This is a genomic window from Massilia sp. W12 (assembly GCF_037300705.1).
Lineage (GTDB): Bacteria > Pseudomonadota > Gammaproteobacteria > Burkholderiales > Burkholderiaceae_D > JACPVY01.
This window is the reverse complement of record NZ_CP147776.1, coordinates 5,188,600-5,208,249: the sequence shown is the minus strand read 5'-3', so window position 1 is coordinate 5,208,249 and position 19,650 is coordinate 5,188,600. Positions and strand designations below refer to the sequence as shown.

The window sequence follows — 19,650 nt, the reverse complement described above, 5'->3', positions numbered from 1 at the left end:
GCCAGCAATGGCGACGGGCTTTGGCGCAGGTAAGAGCTGAAATATACCAGAACAATACGGCGAACAGCGACTTGACCCCTAACGTTTGACGTGAGGGGCCGCCGTAGCGGCGAAGCCGCGAAGGGAACCGCAAGCGCAGCTTGCGGCGGTCCCTCTCGACGGAATTGTTAGCCGATTAGTCAAAGAACACCCCCGGATTCATTTCTTTTGGTGAGAACCATTTGATCTGGAATTTATCCTGAAGGATTCTCGCCTGCTCGAACCAGATGGAGTGACAAACTCCTTTTCCCGATAGACCGCGCTGCTTCACGATGACCTCTGCTTCTTCGCGCGCTTGCGCGATGATGCTTGATGCCTTGGGATCTTCTTCAATCGGATCTCGCAGAACTCGCGAGCGCATCTTTTGGGAGACTGCTTGCAGAACTCTTTCGCGTAACAGTGGCTCCATCCCTTCTAGTACCTCCTTGGCTCGAAGGACGGGACATCCTGTTGCTTTGTGATAAGCGAAAGCCTCTTCTGTGCTCGCGATATAGCTCATATGGCTAACGCTTGAATTAAGCCGCGCCGCGAAGCGGCGTCGGCTTGAATGAATTGTTAGGCCTCTGCTGCATGGGATTGCATCCGGCTAAAGCTGCCACAGGCCGTGATCATTGCCACCCTGTAGAAAGACCGCGAATGTCCCGTGACCAGGAATCTCCATAGGCGGAACGGCGACTTTCCCGCCTGCTTCGACTATGGCAGAGACAGCTGCTTCGATGTCTTTCACTAGGGTGTGTTGACATTTATTTCAACCATATCATTGATGCCGCCAAGGTTACAAACGAAGAGAAACGGGTATCCAGTTTGTCGTAGCGGGTAGCGATCCGTCGAAATTGCTTAATTTTGGCGAAAAAGCGCTCAATGAGATTGCGGTTTCGATATTGGAACTGATCATAATCCCGCTGTTCTTTCCGGTTCGCCTTTGGTGGAATCACGACCTTGGCATTTTTTCCCTCAATGCAATCAATCAGTGTGTTGGCATCATAGGCTTTATCTGCCAGCACCGCTTGTGGCGCGACGTCATTGAGTAACGCGGTTGCCTGGGTTATATCGTGAACTTCTCCGCCTGTCAGGATGAACTGAACCAAATTGCCCAAGCCCTCAACGCAAGCATGAATCTTGGTGGTTAATCCCCCACGAGACCGGCCAATGGATTGCGGCCCCTTTTTTTTGCGGCTCCTGCTGCATGCTGATGCGCCCGCACGATAGTGCTATCAAGAAAAACTTCCTCAAAGTCCGCGTCCTCGCGTAGCACGGCAAAGATTTTGTGCCATACCTGCTTATCCGACCAACGCGCAAACCTCACATAGACGCTGTTCCATGGGCCAAATTCAGCAGGCAAATCCCGCCACGGGCTGCCTGTCTTTGCTATCCATAAAACAGCTTCCACAAACAGCCGATTATTCACGCCTGTTCTGCCTCTATCGCCAACCTTTCCTGGTACCAAGGCTTCAATTCTTGCCCACTGATCGTCCCGTAACATCATCCGTGCCATTCTGTTTTGCCCAAAAACAAGAATGTAAACACAAGTGGCAAAAAGTTAACAGCTTTTTTTGAAAATTCCCATCCAAAGTGCTGTTAATTGTCAACACGCCCTAGCCAATAAGGTCGCACCACCGGCTCCTCAGTCTCACGCAAGGGTGCTCGCACCCCAACCAACCCGCCATTTGCCAGCATGGCAGTGCGTGCATTGCCGAGCCCAGCATCAGGCTTACCGAACTGCACGCCGTTCGTAGCAGCGTACGCGGCACATACTGCGTCTACTTCTTTGGTCACTATCTCTAGATATTGAATTTGCATGGCTTCTACCTCGGGTTTGACGACAACTGCAATGCGGCGGCCTAACGTTCGACATGAGCGGCGACCTACGGCATGCGAAGCATGCCGTAGGTCGTCCGCTCGATGGAGGGGTTAGGCGTCACGCGCGCCTGTAGTGCATAGCGACGGCGCCATTTCGTAGCGGTTGGGCCGAGAGCAATTCCAGCCTTCTCGTATTGGGAACTCCGCTTGCGTACAGGGTTGGGCCGTGGCCGGCAAGCCTCGGATGCACGAGCAGTCTGTACTCGTCGATCAGATCAAGGCGATCCAGTTCGCACGCAAGCCTGCTGCCACACAGGAGTACGCCATCTGGGTTCGCATGCTTGAGTCGTTCCACGTCAGAGCGCAGGTCGTAGCCAACGTGGTGGCTGTTTTCCCACGGAAACTCTTTTCTCGTCGAAGAAGCCACGTATTTCGGCTTGGCTTGCAGCTTTATCGCCCACTCCCGCATGGCCGGCGGCACTTCTACCTCGCCGCGCGCTACTCTGGGCCAATAAACCTCCATCATTTCGTATGTCACGCGCCCCCACAGCGTGGCGCCGTTCTCGTTCATCAGGCGAGTGAAGAGGGCATGCGTCTCGTCGTCGGCAATTCCTTCCTGATGATCCACGCAGCCATCAAGTGTCAGGTTGATAGTGAAGGTCAAGACTCCCATAGCGGTCTCCGTTCAAGTTGTGCGACGAGCAGCTCGCCATCGGATTTGTGACGCCTAACGTGTGAGTTCAGCGGGCGCCGCAGGCGATCCGCTGGAACGACGGGTTAGGCTGCTTGATGAGGCAACAGCCTTTGTGAATTGAAAACCAGCCAAAGCGGCCTCGCAAAATAAAGCTGACAGAAATAAAAACCTTGCACTGCGTGATGCCAAGCCAGCAATGGCGACGGGCTTTGGCGCAGGTAAGAGCTGAAATATACCAGAACAATACGGCGAACAGCGACTTAACGCCTAACGTGTGAGTTCAGCGGGCGCCGCAGGCGATCCGCTGCAACGATGGGTTAGGCAGGTTGATGAACGACGACACATAACACACCCTGAACCCAAACCAAAAAATGACGGCTGATTGTAAAGCGAGGCGACTGAAATGGCAATGAACATGCGCGACGTGTGCTGATTGCGAAACTGGAAAATTGCGGCAAACTCAGCGTAAAAAATTGTAGTCGGTGATTTTACTGACAGACGCAAAACACGACAAATCAGAACACCGCCTAACGTTGAAAGTAACCGGCGCCGAAGCGCAGCGGAGGGAGCCAAACTGCGCAGCAGTTTGGTGTCCGGTTGACTGCAGTGTTAGGCATATTCACCTTTCCGATAGGGTAGTGGCCAGTGCTCTAAGCCCTCTTCACCGGCCCCTCTAAGATATGGATCTGAGTGCTTCGCAAGGTTCTCGAGGGCCACCCGAGATTCCGCGCTGCCAATTCGCGCCAGCGCATAGGCGCACTTACGCTGAAACTCGTGGATGTTGTCCCACTCGACCATGTATTGGAAAGTAGTCACGACAGCTCTCGCAATGGACTCGGTGGTACGCGGATCGCCAATGAGGCCAAGCTCGAAGACGATGTCTTCATGTGACTCATGCCAGTCTGCTAGCAGCGCCTCGGCAAGAAACGGGGCACCCTCGCATTTACTGACCTTCGCCAAAGCACTCCAAAGCGCGGCAATGTCTTTCGAGTGAAGCGCGGCGCGCAGTTCGTTGTGCTCAGTCATGGCTGCATGATGCCTAACGTGTGAGTTCAGCGGGCGCCGAAGGCGATCCGCTGCAACGATGGGTTAGGCTGGTTGACGGATTGTTTGGGCCGAAAATGGCAGTTCTTACTGAGCATTAGGGAAATTCACAGGTTGGAAGACATTCATTTTTTCGCTTACCCATTTCAGAAAATCGTCCTCCGAAATGGGGTTGGCAATTTGCGCCATTTCCGGCCACGCACGCGTGGCCATTTCAGCCCACTCTTCCGCAATCTGCTTGATTTCCCGATTAACGGGAAGGACTTTTGTCACATCACGAAATGCGCCAGCGGCAGAGCAGACGTAGGAAAAATGGAGATCGCCAGCAACATACGCGCGAGCACAGCGAATCAGTTCACGAAACTCAGGCAAGGGAATACTCGGTTCAGAGGACATGCTCATTTTTATAAAGCCTAACGTTGGAGTTAAGCCGACAAATAACCGCGCAGCGGTTATTTGTCGGCTTGAACGAGTTGTTAGCTCACTGGCCGCTGCAAAGAACGACCGATAATTTCTGCTGGCCAAAGGCTCATATGGCCACATCCGCCAAAATATGGATCTGGCTTGATAAGAGTTCCCTCAACCAAGACAAGTTTTCCATGCAGCCTCTCGCAGGCCCTTGAATCAAAGCCAATGCTGCCTGTGCCAGTTGACAGCCAGATTGACGATGAATATCCAGGCCTACGCACACCTTTTGGATGGTGATAAAGGGAAACATCTTCGAACTCAAAGCAAAAGATGCCGAGGAGCGAGATATCTCGCCCTGCTAGCTGATCCAATTGATCTAATGCTTCATTGATGCTGAGAGGTTTCATTTCTTGGGAGCTAACGTGTGAGTTCAGCGGGCGCCGCAGGCGATCCGCTGGAACGACGGGTTAGGCTGCTTGATGAGGCAACAGCCTTTGTGAATTGAAAACCAGCCAAAGCGTCCTCGCAAAATAAAACTGCCGGAAATAAAAACATTGCACTGCGTGATGCCAAGCCAGTAATGGCGACGAACTTTGGCGCAGGCAAGAGCTGGAATATACCAGAACAATACTGCAAACAGCGACTTGATGCCTAACGTGCATAATCAGCGGAGCCGTCAGGCGTCCGCTGGATTGATTGGTTGGACCAAAACGGCAATGCACTCATTTCGACTTGTCGTGCGGGTTGTTGAAGCCACCAGGCGCGTTGTCTTCGACCTTGGCGATTATTCCGTTAATGATAAGCGCCGCAGCCACAATTGAGGCCCCACCCCAAAACGGCATGGACGAGAACCAGCTTATCAATCCCCCACCGGCAGCGCATATAGCCAGCCAAATGGCAAAGTATTTCAGATTGAGGCGAGGTAGCTTCATAAAGCCGTCCAACGTGTGAGTTCAGCGGGCGCCGCAGGCGATCCGCTGGAACGACGGGTTAGGCTGCTTAATGAGGCAACAGCCTTTGTGAATTGAAAACCAGCCAAAGCGTCCTCGCAAAATAAAGCTGACGGAAATAAAAAACCTTGCACTGCGTGATGCCAAGCCAGCAATGGCGACGGACTTTGGCGCAGGAAAGAGCTGAAATATACCAGAACAATACGGCGAACAGCGACTTGCGCCTAACGTTCGACGTAAGGGGCCTGCCGCAGGCAGGTCCCCTTGACGGAGGGGTTAGGTGCCTGCGGATTGCTCATGGCTCTACGGGCGGCTGCTGCAATGAAGACCCCCCCCTGTGTGAGCATGCTACGTAGCCTGCTGCTGGAGTTGGCAGCTGGGCCAAGCAGGCAATAGAACACGCATTGACAAGCAGTGGGAGCACATCCGTAGCGACCGGGAGTGAGATCCAACGTTGCTCGACTTTGCTTGGATCGAATGGCTCGCCACAAATGCTGCAATGCCCGGAGACGAGCTCGACTACAGGCGGCTCAAGAGAGGGAAAGGGTTGCCTGTATTTGTAGTTTCCATAGAGTGCCCTTGTGCTCACAGTGCTCGCCCGGAGCTGCTTGCACTTTGTGATTTCATAGGGAAACCAATGGAGTCCATAGGAGGTGTATGGGACGAATTCCTCCAAGTTCTCCATACTACCGATCTCCGGCGGGAGCCGGAGTAGGCTACTTCGGTATAGATCGAGCTTCCTCACGTGCTTCAGCGACGCGATGGAAGCAGGCAGCGTGATCACCTGGCCCCAGAGTTCCGGCCCCAATGCCTTCTTTGGTGAGAACGTCTCTCGACGATCATGGGCAGCATCCTCGACAAGTTGCAACAGCGCACTCCAACCTGGCAAAGACGTGTCCTGAGCTTGGAGGTGGAAGTTCATCGACGGCCAAGGAGGCCGTCGACCTTCTTCGATAGCGTTATAGATGGCATCCCAGGCCGATTCGTCGGGATACATCTCGCATTGGTGGACCACGGCCATTTCAAGGCACCTAACACTTTAGCGAATAGTTAGAAACAAGTTGGACGAACGTCTGCAGCGGCACACCAAACCTCTCTCCGCTCGCCAAGAACACATCGAGGATGTTGTTCTCCCAACGACCGAGCTGACCACCTTCCTCGAAGAATGACAAGACGTCCTTGTAAGGATTTGGACGCCCTCCCATCTTTTGTTGCCATATTGCCGCCGAAGCCGAAGCACGCTCGACATGGCTGGTAGTCGGCAGGGCTCCTGGCTCAAAGCAGAAACCGAACAGCCCATACTTCGCCATATCCGTACCAAATCCGGCGTCAAGGAACTTTGCGAAAGCTGATATCAGCAGGTCTATTCCAGTAGGCATGCTTTGCAACTCTGCGTCTAACGTAGAGCTAACCGGCGCTGCGCGGCTTTATCGCGCAGCGTCCAGCGACCAAAGGGAGCGAGGTTGAGCGCCATGTTAGGCGGCTGCCTCACGATACCCACCGCATTTTCTGAGTAATAACTTCACCACGCTCATTGAACGCGACCTCGAAGCCATAGCCACAGCGACTAGCCCAATTTACCTGAATATTCATAGTGTTCTTCTCATCATCAATGGCGAAAGCGATGAAAGGTACACGAACTATCTTTGCGTTCGGATCTTTCACTAGCGCGCCATCTTTCAAGAGCCACGACTCAAGCGCGGAGTTCTTGAATGGAAACGCCATATCATCAACTTCAAGTTCCCCAAACCGAGAGACTGGCACAAGATTCGCGTCAAAGTCTCGTCCCATTTCTGACCAAGCTCGTTCGATCCAGTGCTGTGCATGCAATAGCGTGAACATAAGACGCCTAACGTTGGAGGTAACGTGCAGCCGGAGCTGCGTAGCAGCGGAGGGAACCCAAAGCGTAGCTTTGGGCTGTCACGTTGACCGAAAGGTTAGATTGCCCACGTTCCAAAGTTTTCACCAGGCGCTTCCGCAAGTTTAATAAACGCTCGCCAACTCTCGTTACTGTCACCATGAGAGATGGCGGTCTCCAACGCGGATAGAGTGTTTCCGATGCCTCCAGAGGCGCCAAAGTGATTTTGATTTAATTTGTGCAATTCGGCGAGGCTGGACTGCAGTGCGTATTCGGCTGATTGAGGCAAAGCACTAGCAGGCCCATTCTGTCTCCACGCAACGAGAAGCCGACGAATCTCATCTTCAATTCTCGCCGCTTCAAATATGTGCTGTGTCTTTGGATGGTTGAGATCGAGCATTGCAATCTAACGTGTGAGTTCAGCGGGCGCCGCAGGCGATCCGCTGGAACGACGGGTTAGGCTGCTTGATAAGGCAACAGCCTTTGTGAATTGAAAACCAGCCAAAGCGTCCTCGCAAAATAAAGCTGACGGAAATAAAAAACCTTGCACTGCGTGATGCCAAGTCAGCAATGGCGACGGACTTTGGCACAGGTAAGAGCTGAAATATACCAGAACAATACGGCGAACAGCGACTTGACACCTAACGTTGGAGTTGAGCACCTTGCCGCACCACGTGCGGCGAGTGTGCTCGAACGACGGGTTGGGCGTGAAAAACACCGGCAATTCGATTTGTCATCATTTTACGTCGCGCCCCCAAATTCACTCCAATTCATGCTCTTTTTCGAAGTTTGGGCTGGGCGTGTGTATCAACGCTTGCGTTATACATCCGCTCTGCTCAAGCTTCGCTTTTTAGCATGTTTTTTGCACTTTATACATCGCCACTTTTAGCCTATGTATGTCTCGGTTTTGCAACCGAGGTGTTTATCTCGACCAACGTAGAGTATACCCCTACGAAGGGGTATACTTCGATTAAATAAGGTGTATATTATTCTATAAATCCTGGAAAATCAATGCAATAGGTGATGATATGCCAGATATAACACCTCATACAGGAACTCCTCCACCCAAACTGCTGGATCAGTTACGGGCAAAGATTCGCTTAAGGCACTACAGCATACGCACTGAAACGCAATACGTGCATTGGGTGCGGCGATTTATCTTGTTTCATGGCAAACGGCATCCCAAAGATATGGGCGGGCCTGAGGTAGAGGCCTTTTTGAGCAATCTGGCGCTTGAAGGAAATGTCGCCTCGTCAACCCAAAATCAGGCCTTGTCGGCGTTGCTGTTTCTGTACCGTGAAGTATTGGAACAAGACTTGCCTTGGATGGATGGCGTGGTGCGCGCCAAGCGCCCGGCACGCTTACCCGTCGTATTGACTGAACGCGAAGTGTCGGCAATTTTGGAAAGAATGCATGACACCTACGGTCTGCTGGCCCGCTTATTGTACGGAACCGGGATGCGGGTCATGGAGTGCGTGCGTTTGCGAGTCAAGGACATCGATTTTGAGCGTTGCGAGATTTTGGTGCGTGATGGCAAAGGCGCAAAAGACAGGGTGACCATGCTGCCGCGCACGCTGCTTCAGCCCCTGCAGACGCATTTGGCTTGGCGCAAAACCTTGTATGAAGATGACTTGGCGGCAGGGATGGCGGCAGTTTTTTTGCCCAATGCGCTGGCGCGCAAGTATCCCCATGCGGAACTTGAGTGGGGATGGCAATATGTATTCCCTGCTGGCAGTTATTCAAAAGACCCCCGCAGTAATCATACGCGACGGCATCATCTGGATGAAAAGTTGTTGCAAAGGGCGATGAAGCGCGCCGTCACAGCGGCAGGCCTGGCCAAACCAGCAACCCCGCATACTTTGCGTCACAGTTTCGCCACCCATCTGCTGCAACGGGGATATGACATTCGCACTGTGCAAGAGCTGTTGGGACATGCGGATGTCGCCACAACGATGATCTATACCCATGTGCTGAACAAAGGCGGGCGAGGTGTGGATAGCCCACTTGATCTTTTGTGAGATGCAACTTGTATGCGTCATAGTATCTCGCGCAAGGTTATTACACGGGTTTCCTGAGGTTTGTCACCCGCTCCGCTTTCTGTTAGGCTGAGGCAGCCGCTACCCTCTAGGAGAAAGCCATGATCAAGCCAAACAATCTGCCCGGCGCCGGGATGGTCAACGATACTCTGGATTTCGTCAAAAACCTGTGGGGCAGTATGCAAGTGCCTGGCGTCACCACCTTGCCCGGCATGGCCGCACCCACGCTTTCGGTGGAAGAGCTGGACAAGAAAATCAATGATTTAAAAGCCGTCGAAGCCTGGATGAATTTGAATCTGGGCATGCTGCGCGGCAGTATTCAAGCGCTGGAAGTGCAGCGCGGCACTATCGCCACCCTGAAATCCATGGGCGCCACGCTGTCGAATGCGGTGAAGGGCAGCGGCGAAGATGCGGCGAATGCGGAAAAGTCGCTGCTGGCGGTGATTCCCTACGCTTCCGCCTTCCTGTTCCCGAACGCCAATCCGGCGCCGACCACGCCGGATGAAATGGAAAAGAATATCGCGGCCCAGGCGCCGCCACCGCCGCCAGAAACCGGGGCCAAGCCAGAGGACGATGCCGGCGCGGACAAAAAAACTCCGCCCGATTTCGCCGCACAATTGGCGCAGACCGGCGGGGCCTGGTGGGGCATGCTGCAAGAGCAATTTAAACAAGTGGTGGCCAGCGCCATGGCGGCGGATAAGCCGGTTGCCAAAACGCGCAAAAAAGCGCCGGCGGCAGAGCCGGAAAAAGCCCCTGCCAAGCCACGCAAAGCCGCGCCGCGCCGCAGCCCAGCCGCTAAAGCCGAAGCCGGCGTGAAAAAAAGCAGCCCGCGCAAAAAAAACTGAGGCCGTGTCGCCATTATGGCCGGCAATGCGCTTGCACAAATCATCCGCCAAACAGGCAAGCCAGGCGAAACCCTGGCCATGCCAGGCGCCATCGCGCGCCGCCGCCGTCACGCCTGATCTGCAACACTCTGCAAGCAAAGCCATCCCCGCGCGCGCCGCAGGCCGGCGCCCGGGGTGTAGAATAGCGCTCTTTCTCCGCTTTCGGATAGCTAACGGATCTCATCATGTGGTTTAAAAACCTGCAAATTTACCGCCTGCCGGCCCCCTGGGCCATCACTCCCGAACAAATTGAAGAAGCGCTGGCGCCGCTTAAATTCGTTGAATGCAGCAGCCAGGATATGTCCACCCAGGGCTGGGTGGCGCCGCGCGGCAATGACAAGCTGGTGTACACCGTGGGCAAGCAAATGCTGTTGCAAATGCAATATGAAAAGAAATTGCTGCCGGCTTCTGTCATCAATCAAGTCGCCAAGGCGCGCGCCATCGAGCTGGAAGAAAAGCAGGGTTTCAAGCCCGGCAAGAAACAAATGCGCGAGCTGAAAGAAGACATCACCGAAGAATTGCTGCCGCGCGCCTTTTCGATCAAGAGCAGCACCCGGGTTTGGATTGATCCGGTGAATGGCTGGCTGGCGGTGGACGCCGCCGCCGCTTCCAAGGCCGACGATATTTTGAAAAGCCTGCTCAAAGGCATAGACAAAATGCCGGTGACCAATCTGAACGTCGCCACCTCGCCCGGCAGCGCCATGACGACCTGGCTGGCGGAAGACGATGCGCCGGGCGGCTTCACCGTGGACCAGGACACCGAACTCAGCGCCAGCGGCGAAAGCCGGGCCAAGGTGCGCTTCGTGAATCACACCCTGGAGCCGGAAGATGTGCGCCGTCATATCGCCGGCGGCAAGCAGTGCACCCGCCTGGCCATGACCTGGGCCGACCGGGTTTCCTTTGTGCTGACCGAAGGCATGGCGGTCAAGAGCGTCAAAGCGCTCGACGTGCTGAAAGAAAACGAAGCGCAAAGCTTTGACGATGATGAGCGTTTCGACGCTGATTTCACCCTGATGACGGGGGAATTGGCGAAATTGATCGCTGATCTGGTGTTGGCCCTGGGCGGCGAACACAAAGACTGAAGCGGCGGAGCATGACGCGGCGCCGTGTATGGCGCCGCAGTATGCGGCTTCCGTGCTATCTTTGCCGGAATGTGCCAGATTGGCTTGCGTCCTGAGAAATCATGCTCATATTCTGTTCCACCATCGCCGCCCTGTTATACCTGCTGTGCGCATTTGCGCCGCAGCGCCCGGATTTGCGTAACGGCGGCGTGTTGCTGGCCTGGTTGCTGCAAGCCGGCTTTTTATGGCAACAAAGCTTTGTCCCCGGCGGCCTGCGTCTGGGCTTTGCGGTTGTGCTTTCTCTCACCATGTGGGTTTCGGTGGCCGCCTGGCTGCTGGAAAACCGCAATCTGGCGCTGGACGGTTTGCGCGTCCTGATGCTGCCGGTTGCCGCCGTCAGCTGCCTGCTGCCGCTGGCTTTTCCCGGTGCGCTGCAGTTGCTGGAACATAAATCCCCGCTGTTCGGCTGGCATATCCTGATTGCAATTCTGGCCTACGCCAGTCTGACCATTGCCGTATTTCATGCCGTGTTGATGGCGCTGCAAGAGTCGCGCCTGCATGCGCGCCAGGGTCAAGAGAGCTGGTTTGGCGCCATACTTGACCGCCTGCCGGCGCTCTTGACCATGGAAAGACTGCTGTTCCGCTTAATCGCCATCGGCTTCACCCTGCTCAGTCTGACGGTGCTGTCCGGCATCGTGTTTTCAGAACAATTATTTGGCCGGCCCTTGCGCTTTGACCATAAAACCGTGTTTACCCTCTTGTCCTGGTTCTTGTTTGGCATTTTGCTGGCCGGGCGCAGTTTTCGCGGCTGGCGCGGCAAGACCGCGCTTGGCTTCACCCTGTCCGGCTTTGGCGCTTTATTGCTGGCCTATGTCGGCAGCCGTTTTGTGCTGGAAGTGATTTTGCACCGGGGGAGCGTATGAGCCGCTTTCTATTCTGGCTTGCGCTGTTGTTGCTGGTGTGGCTGGCGCTGAAAAAGAAATTCAAACAGCGCGCCCGCCCGCCATCCGCGCCGCCGCCCGCCGGCCCCGGCCATTTACCGGTCGAGGCGGAAAAACTGTTGCGTTGCACCCATTGCCAGGTCGCCTTCCCGGCCTCTGAGGCGGTATATGATGTCCAAGGCCGGGTATTTTGCAGCGCTGAACATCAACAACAGCATACTGCATCATGAAATTGCTGCCCGCCGGCTTGCGCCCGATTGAAGCGCGCGAAAGCTTTTGGCGCTCATTGCAAACCTTTGGCTTGACGCGGGTGGTGGTGGCCAGCGTCTTGCTGGTGTACACCCAGTTCAACGCCAAGGGCATCGAAGTCGCCCAGCAATTCCAATATCCCGACACCGGCGTGTTTTATCTGCTGAGCGCGATTTTGCTTTCGCTCTCAGCCATGTATTACCGCCAGCATTTCACCTTGCAATTGTTGGCCCAGGTCACGCTGGATCTGGTCATCATCGCCTTGCTTTACATCGCCGCCGGCGGCGCCAAGAGCGGTTTGGCGATTTTGTTTTTGCTGCCGCTGGCCGGCTTGGCGGTGCTGGCGCCGCTGATGCTGGCGCTGACTTACGCGGCGATGGTGTCGCTGTTTCTGGTGTTGGAAGGCACTTACCAGGTGTTTTTGCACATGCCGGAAGTGCCGATATTGCAAACCGGCTTGTATGGGGTGGCCTTCTTCACCACCGTGGTGGTGGTCTCACGTCTGGCCGGCAAACTGATCCGGCAGGAAGAGTTGGCGCTGCAGCGCGGGCGCGATTTGCAAATGCAATTGCACATCAACCGGATTGTGATTGCCGACGTGGGCGACGGCATTTTAGTATTGGGCGATGACAGCTCTATCTACTCCAGCAATCCGGCGGCGCAAACCATGCTGGGTTTGCATCTGGATGATATCCCCGACTTGGGATTGACCCGGCTGAGCGATTTGCCGACTATGCATGCAATGGTGGAGGCGCACCGCAACTGGTTGCAGAGTTTGCAGCAGACTGGCGACGCCAGTCTGCCGGATACCGCATCCCAGGTGTTTTTGAGCATCCGGCCCTTAGATGAGCAAAGTTCTTATGGCGGGCCGTTGTGGAGCGGGCGGCGCGAACAAACGGTGCACTTGAAAGTGCGTTTTGTGCGCGTGCATGGCGCAGTCGGGCCGGATGCGCGCACCGTGCTGTTCCTGCAGGACGTGGGGGAGATTGAAAACCAGGCGCAGCAATTGAAACTGGCTTCGATGGGCCGCCTGACCGCCAGCATTGCGCATGAGGTGCGCAATCCGCTGGCCGCGATTTCGCATGCCGCCGCACTATTGTCAGAAGAATTGAACAGCAAGACCCAGGTGCGTTTGCTGAATATCGTGGGCGACAATGTGACGCGGGTGAATCGCATGATTGAAGACATCTTGCAACTCTCGCGCAAAGTGCAGCCGAATAATGAACCGCTGAATTTATCGCGCCTGCTGGGTGAAATCCGCAATGAGTTTGAAGAAACCCATGAATTGCCGGAAAGTTTGTTGATGCTGGGGCCGCCCAGCCAGGCGCTGGTGCGCTTTGATCCCTTGCATTTGCGTGAAGTGGTGGTGAATCTGCTCTCGAATGCGGTGCGTTACGCCTCAGGCCGCCCCGGCAGCATCAAAATGCTGGAAGTGATCCGCGCAGGCCGTCTGGAATTGCATGTGCAAGACGACGGCCCCGGCATTTCCAGCGAAGTGCGGGCCCATTTGTTTGAGCCGTTTTACACCACATCCTCCAAAGGCACCGGGCTTGGCTTGTATCTGGCGCGCGAATTATGCATGAACAATGGCGCGATGCTGGATTATGAATACCGCATTGATGATGGCGATATGCAGCTGGAAGATGAGTCCAGCGGGCGTTTTGTGATCAGTTTTGGCGCTTGGGAAAAAGAGGCGAAACAATGACAGCTCCACGGGTTTTGGTAGTTGACGATGAGCAGGATTTGCGCGATCTGCTCGAAATCACCATCTTGCGCATGGGTTTGGATGTGGACAGCGCAGAGGATTTGCAGAGCGCGCGCAAGCTGCTGGCCAAACATGAATATGCGCTGGTGCTGACCGATATGCGTCTGCCGGATGGCATGGGAATCGAGCTGGTCAGCGAAATCAGCAGCAAATTTAAAAATACCCCGGTTGCAGTGGTGACCGCATATGGCAGTGCGGAAAATGCGGTGGTGGCCTTGAAAGCCGGCGCATTTGATTATGTCACCAAGCCGGTGGCGCTGGATCAGTTGCGTCTGCTGGTGCAATCAGCCCTGGGATTGGGACAGAATAAAAGCGCGCCGGAAGCGGCTCCCGGTTCGCGCCTGATCGGCGCTTCGCGCGCGATGCAGGATTTGCGCGCGCAAATCGCGCGCCTGGCGCGCTCGATGGCGCCGATTTCCATCACTGGCGAATCGGGCAGCGGGAAAGAGCTGGCGGCGCGCGAAATCCATGCGCAAAGCGCGCGCGCCAACAAGCCTTTCATCGCCGTCAACTGCGGCGCGATCCCCGAAACGCTGATGGAAGCCGAATTTTTCGGCTACCGCAAAGGCGCTTTCACCGGCGCCAGCGATGAGCGCGACGGCTTTTTTCAGGCTGCCAATGGCGGCACCCTGATGCTGGATGAAGTGGCCGATTTGCCGCTGCCTATGCAAGTCAAACTGCTGCGCGCGATTCAAGAGCGGCGCGTGCGTAAAATCGGCGCCACGGCGGAAGAGCCGGTGGACGTGCGCATCATCAGCGCGACCCATCAAAACCTGGCGGAATGGGTGGAAAAAGGCAAGTTCCGGCAAGACTTGTTTTACCGCTTGAATGTGATTGAACTCAGTCTGCCGCCATTGCGTGAGCGGCTCGACGATCTGGGCGTGCTGACCGAAAATATTTTGCAGCGCCTGGGCGCCGCGCATGGTGTGCAAGGCCGCTTGTCCGAAGCGGCTTTGCATGCCTTGTCGGATTACAGTTTTCCGGGCAATGTGCGGGAATTGGAAAATATCCTTGAGCGCGCTCTGGCGTTTGCCAATGATGGCGTGATTGAAGTCTCCGATCTGGCGTTAAAACCGGGCCGCAGCTTAAGCGACATGCCGCAGCGTCCTGCCGATATCGCCGGCGATGGCAGCTTATTGCACAGCGCGCCGCCCGCCGCCGCACCTGCCGCTCCCGCGCCAGCCGAAACGCCGCCGCCCGCCGCGCCGCCGCAGGCCGAGACCCAGGCGGCAGGCGGGGTGCAGGATGTGGATGGCATCGCGCAGGCGGTGGCCGAATTCTGGCGACGCAAGGGGCAGGATTTGCCCAGTTTTCTGGATCAGGTGGAAAAGCAGATCATCATCAGCGCGCTGGAACAAACCACCTACAACCGCACCGCAGCGGCGGAATTGCTGGGCATCAGTTTCCGCCAATTGCGCTATCAAGTGCAAAGGCTGGAAATCCATGATCCCGACTGAGGCCTGGACGCTGGATGCGCAAGGCTGGTTGCACGGCGCACAGCGCCTGCCCAGTCCGTTTCAGGATGCGCGCGCCGCCGGCATGCAGCCGGAATTGCTGGTGATCCACAATATCAGCTTGCCGGCGGGCGAATTCGGCGGCCCGCATATCGCTGCCTTATTTCTCGGCCAGCTCGACAGCGCCGCCCATGCTTCCTTCGCCAGTTTGCAGGGTTTGCAAGTCTCCGCCCATTTTTTGATTACCCGGAAGGGACAAATTCAGCAATTTGTCGGATGTCAGGCGCGCGCCTGGCATGCCGGCGTTTCCAGCTGGCAGGGACGCGCGCAATGCAATCATTTTTCTATCGGAATTGAGCTGGAAGGATGTGACTGGTTGCCGTTTGAGGAGGCGCAATATCGCAGTTTGCAACAACTCAGTTGCGCCTTGCTGGCGCATTACCCGCAGCTGCGCGCGATAGCCGGACATCAGCATATTGCGCCCGGACGCAAGACCGATCCGGGGCCGTGTTTTGATTGGCCCCGATATCGCGACAGTCTGCAAAGCGCCGGTTGGGATCGCTTGAGGTGGAGCGATCAGACCGGGTGAAGGCGCCGGCCAGTGCGCCGCTGCGGCAGGCGCCCTGCATTTCCCCGCCCGGGCGGCGATCACCGGCGCGCATTCATTTGCATCCAAGCGCATTCCGCGCTACGCTGATTTACACGCCAGCAAACAATTGCCGATTGCGCCATGCCGGATGAAAGGATTTCTTCATGTTGATGCTTCGCATGCTGTTTTGCATCTTGCTGAGTTCAGCGCTGACGCCGGTGAGCGCGGCGGGCTTGAATTTTTCCGGCAGCAATTGCGAACTGTCAGCGCCGCCGAAAGATGCGCTGCAGCGTGAACAGCGCGGCATGGCGCTGCAAATCTATCCAGGCGCACTGCCGCCAAATTATTCCGGCTGCCGCAAATTCTGGCTCAGCAATCAGCAATTGATGGCCAATCTGCAATATCAAAAAGGCCAGCTGAAACACGCTGAAATCACCGAGCCGAAATCGCGCCCGTTTCAATGCCAATACGCAAATAATCAATTACTGAGCGCAAAATCCGACCGCCGTTGCCCGACGCCACAAGATTTGGCGGAATGAGGGACAATGAAGGTTTGCGCAGCGGCAGCCTGTTTGCCGCCGGTGCGACAGCATCCCTCACACTGCATGGAAAAAGGAAGGCCGCATGGGCGATTTACTCAGCGTCTTGTGCAAGTTGCGCGCAGACATGTCTGCGCCGGATCAAGTGGACGAAGACAATCTGTATGAACTCAATTGGGAAATTGAAACCGAACTTGGCCTGGGCGTGATGCTGGCCGATCTGGATCAGGGCCAGGCGCGCACGCTGCCGCCGGAATTGTCTGCATTCTTTGGCGCGCTCAAATATTTTCAGTGCATCAATTTGATTTACAGCACGCTCAATCATGATGGTTTGCTGGCCCTGTTCTATAACGAAACCTCACAACGCATCGAACAACTGCGCCACTGTCTGCTGGCCTGCGATGATCCGCTGGCGCCGTGGTTTGCGCAGGCTTGTGAATTGCTCACGCCGCTTTTCAGCTTGCAAGACGGGGCCAATTTTGTCAGCCGCAATCCGGGACTGACGCCCGCATCGGTGTTGACGCCGGCGCAAGCCGACGCGTTTGATGACATCGAATTTGAATTCGAGGAATTGGAAGCGGAAAGCTGGGCGCGCGCACTGCAAAAATATCGCGCAGCGCGTTAAGGCGTGAGCAGCCAACACATATGGGCGCACTCTTCATCTTGCCGCAAGCCTGCGCGGCCGATGCCGCGCTGGCGACATGGCTGGCAACCCGTCCCGCCCCTTGGCGAGAACTTGCGCAAAACTGTTTTGCGCAGCTGCGCGCATGCGGCCCCGATGTGCAGGAATGTCTGCACGACGGCCACGCCACCGCATGCGTGCAAATGGCGGCGTTTGCGTATGTGAATGTGTTCAGCGCACACCTCAACCTCGGCTTTTTCCATGGCGCACATTTGCCGGATCCGGCGGCGCTGCTATGCGGCAGTGGAAAAAATATGCGCCATATCAAACTCAAACCCGGTGCGTCCTGTGATACGCCTGCGCTGCAGGAATTGATCGCCGCCGCATATGCCGATATCCACCAACGGCTGCGCCTTCAGCACAGCGGCGCGCAGCCTGATGTGCGTCACCCGTGAGGAAAAAAGCAGCGCAGACCGGGCTTTTTCATCAGCCAAAACAGCATGCTGCGCACTGCCGCCGGGCCGCCATCAAGCCGCGCGCCAACCCCGCTGTAATCGCCTCAAAATGTGGGACACACCAAAAACCGGAATGATTTTTGCGCCTGCAAATAAATCTTGCAGATTTGCGCAAAGCGAAGTTGGAATATTGTTTCACTGAGGATACAATGCGACGAAGCGCACCCGGTTTGCATGGAATGCGCATCACTGATTTGTGGCCAAGGATGGATGAAATGAGATTGCCTTTTGCGTCGCTTCATTTCAACTGTGCGCCACCGTGCGGTTCACCCCGCGCGGCGCAGCGCCTGCAGCCTTGCCGTTTATTCCGCAACCGGGGACATGATCGCAGCGCAAACCGCCTGGATTGCCATGCAGTCAGGCGGTTTTGTCTTTTGCGGGCGCCACACCGGAACACGATGCAAGCCCAAACCTTTGCTTGCATCACGCGCATTTGCGCGGGACAGAATTCATTAGCATAACCAGACCATGTTTGTGCCGATGAATAACCCGCTGCAGCCGGCAGCGGGTTTCATGTTTAGATATCTGCATGATGAAGGAAGGAGAAATCATGGCAACCAGTAAAAAAACTGCAGCCAAGGCAGCCGATAAACCCGCTAAAAAAAGCGTGGCCAAAAAAGCTGAAGAGGCAGAAGTGAAAAAAGCGGCCAAGGCGCCGGCGGTGAAAAAAACCGAAGCCGCCAAAAAGCCCGCCGCGAAAACAGAAGTTAAAGCCGAGGTGAAAGCCGAAGCCAAACCGGCGAAAGCCGCGAAAGCGGTAAAAGCCGAAAGCGCGCCGAAAAAAAGCGTGAAAAAAGCCGAGCCGAAAGCTGAAGCGCCCGCCAAACCGGCCAAAGCCGCCGTCAAAAAAAGCAGCGCCAAGACCGAGGTGAAAGCCGAAGCCAAACCGGCGAAAGCGAAAGCCGCCGCCAAACCGGCCAAGGTTGAAGCAAAGGCCGAAGCCAAGCCGGCCAAGGCTGCAGCGAAAAAAGCGGCTCCGGCCAAAGCGCCTGCCGCCGCCAAGAGCGTGAAGAAAGCTGCGGATTGCGCCGCCAAACCGGCAGCCAAGCCGGCTGCGAAAAAGGCGGCAGCCAAGCCTGCGGTGAAAGCAGCGGCCAAACCGGCAGCCAAACCGGCCGCAGCAAAAAAACCGGCGGCAAAAAAAGCCGCCGCCAAAACTGCCGATCCGGCAGCATGGCCGTTTCCCACCGGGCCGCGTCCATAATGCGTATGCGCCGTTGGCGAAACAACGGCGCAGCGCAGCGGCAGTGGCATAATAGCGCTGTCATCCATCCCGCCGCCTTTGTGCGGCGGTTTTTGTCTGGAGGTTGCCAGTGTTGCTGGGTATTCTGAATATCATCCTCTCCGCCGTGATCGGCCTGCTGGCGCTGGTGTTATTGCTGCGCTTTTGGATGCAGGCGGTGCGCATCCGGCCTCCTGCGCAATTGTCGCAATTCACGTATCAACTCTCTGATTGGCTGGTCAAACCTTTGCGCCGCGTGGTGCCCGGCTTTGGCGGCTATGACTGGGCCAGCTTGCTGGGCGCCGCCTTGCTGGCGTTGGCGACTTCCGCCCTGTTATCGATGTTGTCGGGCGAATTCATGCCGTATCCGATTCTGGTCCGGGGTTTGCTGCGTTTGCTGAATTGGATTGTGTATGGTTTGAGCGGGATTTTATTGATCAGCGTGATTTTTTCCTGGATCAATCCGATGGCCCCGCTGGCTCCATTTTTTGACGCACTGAGCCGCCCGATGTTGCGCCCGATCCGGCGCGTCTTGCCGCCGATTGCGAATATTGATCTGTCGCCGATGGCGGCTTTGATTTTGCTGCAAATCGCCTTGCTGTTATTGGATGAGCTGGGGCAGTTTTTGCTGCGTCTGCCGGCCTTGCTCTGATGGCCGGCTGGTGTTCTGTGCATGGCAAACACCTGCGCCTGGCGGTGCAGGTGGCGCCGAATGCGAAAAAATCGGAAGTGATGGAAGTCTTGCCGGATGCGCTCAAAATCCGTCTGCAGGCCCCGCCGATTGATGGCCGCGCCAATCAGGAATTGATCCGTTTTCTATCTGAACAATTGCGTTTGCCGAAAAGCGCGATTCAGATCACCCATGGCGCCGCAGCGCGCCGCAAATTGCTGGAAATTGTACGCACCCCGCCTGATCCGGCCTGGCTGGCGGATTGCCTTGGTTTGCCGCCGCCATAAAGCGTTTGTTTGACGTGAGGGTT

23 protein-coding genes and 1 pseudogene are annotated in these 19,650 nt (G+C 55.9%); 14 read left to right on the top strand and 10 right to left on the bottom strand.

Annotated features, from left to right (window positions below; translation table 11 throughout):
* Window positions 1-175: 175 nt before the first annotated feature.
* The 10 genes and pseudogenes from V8J88_RS21310 to V8J88_RS21265 all read right to left on the bottom strand — a co-directional run bounded on the left by V8J88_RS21310 (window position 176) and on the right by V8J88_RS21265 (window position 7,193).
* Window positions 176-538, bottom strand: coding sequence for a hypothetical protein (locus tag V8J88_RS21310; RefSeq protein WP_338846285.1), 363 nt, complete (start codon window positions 536-538; stop codon window positions 176-178).
* 244 nt (window positions 539-782) lie between these two features.
* Window positions 783-1,522, bottom strand: a pseudogene (locus tag V8J88_RS21305) (IS5 family transposase).
* A 435-nt stretch (window positions 1,523-1,957) separates the two neighbouring features.
* Window positions 1,958-2,512 carry a dihydrofolate reductase family protein gene (locus V8J88_RS21300; RefSeq protein ID WP_338846284.1) on the bottom strand — a complete coding sequence of 185 codons (555 nt, stop codon included), beginning with the start codon at window positions 2,510-2,512 and terminating at the stop codon, window positions 1,958-1,960.
* 630 nt (window positions 2,513-3,142) lie between these two features.
* Complete coding sequence (locus V8J88_RS21295; protein WP_338846283.1) at window positions 3,143-3,559, bottom strand: HEAT repeat domain-containing protein; 417 nt, start codon at window positions 3,557-3,559, stop codon at window positions 3,143-3,145.
* 105 nt (window positions 3,560-3,664) lie between these two features.
* Complete coding sequence (locus V8J88_RS21290) at window positions 3,665-3,973, bottom strand: hypothetical protein (RefSeq protein WP_338846282.1); 309 nt, start codon at window positions 3,971-3,973, stop codon at window positions 3,665-3,667.
* 80 nt (window positions 3,974-4,053) lie between these two features.
* Window positions 4,054-4,392: a hypothetical protein gene (locus tag V8J88_RS21285; protein ID WP_338846281.1), complete on the bottom strand. Its 339-nt coding sequence runs from the start codon at window positions 4,390-4,392 to the stop codon at window positions 4,054-4,056.
* Between the two features lie 315 nt (window positions 4,393-4,707).
* Window positions 4,708-4,917 (bottom strand): hypothetical protein, encoded by a 210-nt coding sequence (locus V8J88_RS21280; protein WP_338846280.1) that lies wholly within the window; start codon window positions 4,915-4,917, stop codon window positions 4,708-4,710.
* Window positions 4,918-5,966: 1,049 nt separating this feature from the next.
* Window positions 5,967-6,314 carry a hypothetical protein gene (locus V8J88_RS21275; RefSeq protein WP_338846234.1) on the bottom strand — a complete coding sequence of 116 codons (348 nt, stop codon included), beginning with the start codon at window positions 6,312-6,314 and terminating at the stop codon, window positions 5,967-5,969.
* Between the two features lie 109 nt (window positions 6,315-6,423).
* A complete protein-coding gene (locus V8J88_RS21270) occupies window positions 6,424-6,777 on the bottom strand; it encodes a hypothetical protein (protein ID WP_338846279.1) in 354 nt (117 codons plus the stop codon).
* 95 nt (window positions 6,778-6,872) lie between these two features.
* The gene (locus V8J88_RS21265; protein WP_338846278.1) at window positions 6,873-7,193 is read right to left on the bottom strand and encodes a hypothetical protein; all 321 of its coding nucleotides are present in this window, start codon (window positions 7,191-7,193) and stop codon (window positions 6,873-6,875) included.
* A gap of 628 nt (window positions 7,194-7,821) precedes the next feature.
* On the opposite strand from V8J88_RS21265, the gene V8J88_RS21260 reads away from it, so the two are divergent.
* From V8J88_RS21260 to V8J88_RS21195, 14 genes are all read left to right on the top strand, one after another.
* Window positions 7,822-8,811, top strand: a complete 990-nt coding sequence (locus V8J88_RS21260) for an integron integrase (protein WP_338846277.1) — start codon at window positions 7,822-7,824, stop codon at window positions 8,809-8,811.
* A 119-nt stretch (window positions 8,812-8,930) separates the two neighbouring features.
* Window positions 8,931-9,674, top strand: coding sequence for a PhaM family polyhydroxyalkanoate granule multifunctional regulatory protein (locus V8J88_RS21255; RefSeq protein ID WP_338846276.1), 744 nt, complete (start codon window positions 8,931-8,933; stop codon window positions 9,672-9,674).
* Between the two features lie 224 nt (window positions 9,675-9,898).
* Window positions 9,899-10,795, top strand: a complete 897-nt coding sequence (locus V8J88_RS21250; RefSeq protein WP_338846275.1) for a recombination-associated protein RdgC — start codon at window positions 9,899-9,901, stop codon at window positions 10,793-10,795.
* A 101-nt stretch (window positions 10,796-10,896) separates the two neighbouring features.
* On the top strand, window positions 10,897-11,697 hold the full coding sequence (gene ccsA / locus V8J88_RS21245) for a cytochrome c biogenesis protein CcsA (protein WP_338846274.1): 801 nt from the start codon (window positions 10,897-10,899) through the stop codon (window positions 11,695-11,697).
* The gene (locus V8J88_RS21240) at window positions 11,694-11,945 is read left to right on the top strand and encodes a PP0621 family protein (RefSeq protein WP_338846273.1); all 252 of its coding nucleotides are present in this window, start codon (window positions 11,694-11,696) and stop codon (window positions 11,943-11,945) included. Before ccsA ends, V8J88_RS21240 begins: the two co-directional genes overlap by 4 nt.
* Window positions 11,942-13,669, top strand: a complete 1,728-nt coding sequence (locus tag V8J88_RS21235; protein ID WP_338846272.1) for an ATP-binding protein — start codon at window positions 11,942-11,944, stop codon at window positions 13,667-13,669. The genes V8J88_RS21240 and V8J88_RS21235 overlap by 4 nt, the downstream gene beginning before the upstream one ends.
* Window positions 13,666-15,186, top strand: a complete 1,521-nt coding sequence (locus V8J88_RS21230; protein WP_338846271.1) for a sigma-54 dependent transcriptional regulator — start codon at window positions 13,666-13,668, stop codon at window positions 15,184-15,186. The genes V8J88_RS21235 and V8J88_RS21230 overlap by 4 nt, the downstream gene beginning before the upstream one ends.
* Entirely contained in the window at window positions 15,173-15,772 is a 600-nt protein-coding gene (gene ampD, locus V8J88_RS21225; protein WP_338846270.1) for a 1,6-anhydro-N-acetylmuramyl-L-alanine amidase AmpD, read from the top strand. The genes V8J88_RS21230 and ampD overlap by 14 nt, the downstream gene beginning before the upstream one ends.
* Window positions 15,773-15,936: 164 nt before the next feature.
* Window positions 15,937-16,311, top strand: a complete 375-nt coding sequence (locus V8J88_RS21220; protein WP_338846269.1) for a hypothetical protein — start codon at window positions 15,937-15,939, stop codon at window positions 16,309-16,311.
* Window positions 16,312-16,396: 85 nt separating this feature from the next.
* Window positions 16,397-16,936: a hypothetical protein gene (locus tag V8J88_RS21215; RefSeq protein WP_338846267.1), complete on the top strand. Its 540-nt coding sequence runs from the start codon at window positions 16,397-16,399 to the stop codon at window positions 16,934-16,936.
* A 20-nt stretch (window positions 16,937-16,956) separates the two neighbouring features.
* Window positions 16,957-17,388, top strand: coding sequence for a DUF1801 domain-containing protein (locus tag V8J88_RS21210; RefSeq protein ID WP_338846266.1), 432 nt, complete (start codon window positions 16,957-16,959; stop codon window positions 17,386-17,388).
* A gap of 610 nt (window positions 17,389-17,998) precedes the next feature.
* Complete coding sequence (locus tag V8J88_RS21205; protein WP_338846265.1) at window positions 17,999-18,652, top strand: hypothetical protein; 654 nt, start codon at window positions 17,999-18,001, stop codon at window positions 18,650-18,652.
* Between the two features lie 109 nt (window positions 18,653-18,761).
* Window positions 18,762-19,322 carry a YggT family protein gene (locus V8J88_RS21200; protein WP_338846264.1) on the top strand — a complete coding sequence of 187 codons (561 nt, stop codon included), beginning with the start codon at window positions 18,762-18,764 and terminating at the stop codon, window positions 19,320-19,322.
* A 17-nt stretch (window positions 19,323-19,339) separates the two neighbouring features.
* Complete coding sequence (locus tag V8J88_RS21195) at window positions 19,340-19,627, top strand: DUF167 domain-containing protein (protein ID WP_338846263.1); 288 nt, start codon at window positions 19,340-19,342, stop codon at window positions 19,625-19,627.
* Window positions 19,628-19,650: the final 23 nt, after the last annotated feature.

Excerpts from the sequence above, each read along its gene's own strand:
- V8J88_RS21285 (WP_338846281.1), bottom strand. The coding sequence starts at position 4,392 with ATGAAACCTCTCAGCATCAATGAAGCATTAGATCAATTGGATCAGCTA.
- V8J88_RS21215 (WP_338846267.1), top strand. The coding sequence starts at position 16,397 with ATGGGCGATTTACTCAGCGTCTTGTGCAAGTTGCGCGCAGACATGTCT.
- ampD (WP_338846270.1), top strand. The coding sequence starts at position 15,173 with ATGATCCCGACTGAGGCCTGGACGCTGGATGCGCAAGGCTGGTTGCAC.
- V8J88_RS21240 (WP_338846273.1), top strand. The coding sequence starts at position 11,694 with ATGAGCCGCTTTCTATTCTGGCTTGCGCTGTTGTTGCTGGTGTGGCTG.
- V8J88_RS21270 (WP_338846279.1), bottom strand. The coding sequence starts at position 6,777 with ATGTTCACGCTATTGCATGCACAGCACTGGATCGAACGAGCTTGGTCA.
- V8J88_RS21280 (WP_338846280.1), bottom strand. The coding sequence starts at position 4,917 with ATGAAGCTACCTCGCCTCAATCTGAAATACTTTGCCATTTGGCTGGCT.
- V8J88_RS21275 (WP_338846234.1), bottom strand. The coding sequence starts at position 6,314 with ATGCCTACTGGAATAGACCTGCTGATATCAGCTTTCGCAAAGTTCCTT.
- V8J88_RS21255 (WP_338846276.1), top strand. The coding sequence starts at position 8,931 with ATGATCAAGCCAAACAATCTGCCCGGCGCCGGGATGGTCAACGATACT.
- V8J88_RS21250 (WP_338846275.1), top strand. The coding sequence starts at position 9,899 with ATGTGGTTTAAAAACCTGCAAATTTACCGCCTGCCGGCCCCCTGGGCC.
- V8J88_RS21210 (WP_338846266.1), top strand. The coding sequence starts at position 16,957 with ATGGGCGCACTCTTCATCTTGCCGCAAGCCTGCGCGGCCGATGCCGCG.
- ccsA (WP_338846274.1), top strand. The coding sequence starts at position 10,897 with ATGCTCATATTCTGTTCCACCATCGCCGCCCTGTTATACCTGCTGTGC.
- V8J88_RS21290 (WP_338846282.1), bottom strand. The coding sequence starts at position 3,973 with ATGTCCTCTGAACCGAGTATTCCCTTGCCTGAGTTTCGTGAACTGATT.
- V8J88_RS21230 (WP_338846271.1), top strand. The coding sequence starts at position 13,666 with ATGACAGCTCCACGGGTTTTGGTAGTTGACGATGAGCAGGATTTGCGC.
- V8J88_RS21260 (WP_338846277.1), top strand. The coding sequence starts at position 7,822 with ATGCCAGATATAACACCTCATACAGGAACTCCTCCACCCAAACTGCTG.
- V8J88_RS21220 (WP_338846269.1), top strand. The coding sequence starts at position 15,937 with ATGTTGATGCTTCGCATGCTGTTTTGCATCTTGCTGAGTTCAGCGCTG.
- V8J88_RS21265 (WP_338846278.1), bottom strand. The coding sequence starts at position 7,193 with ATGCTCGATCTCAACCATCCAAAGACACAGCACATATTTGAAGCGGCG.
- V8J88_RS21295 (WP_338846283.1), bottom strand. The coding sequence starts at position 3,559 with ATGACTGAGCACAACGAACTGCGCGCCGCGCTTCACTCGAAAGACATT.
- V8J88_RS21235 (WP_338846272.1), top strand. The coding sequence starts at position 11,942 with ATGAAATTGCTGCCCGCCGGCTTGCGCCCGATTGAAGCGCGCGAAAGC.
- V8J88_RS21300 (WP_338846284.1), bottom strand. The coding sequence starts at position 2,512 with ATGGGAGTCTTGACCTTCACTATCAACCTGACACTTGATGGCTGCGTG.
- V8J88_RS21310 (WP_338846285.1), bottom strand. The coding sequence starts at position 538 with ATGAGCTATATCGCGAGCACAGAAGAGGCTTTCGCTTATCACAAAGCA.
- V8J88_RS21205 (WP_338846265.1), top strand. The coding sequence starts at position 17,999 with ATGGCAACCAGTAAAAAAACTGCAGCCAAGGCAGCCGATAAACCCGCT.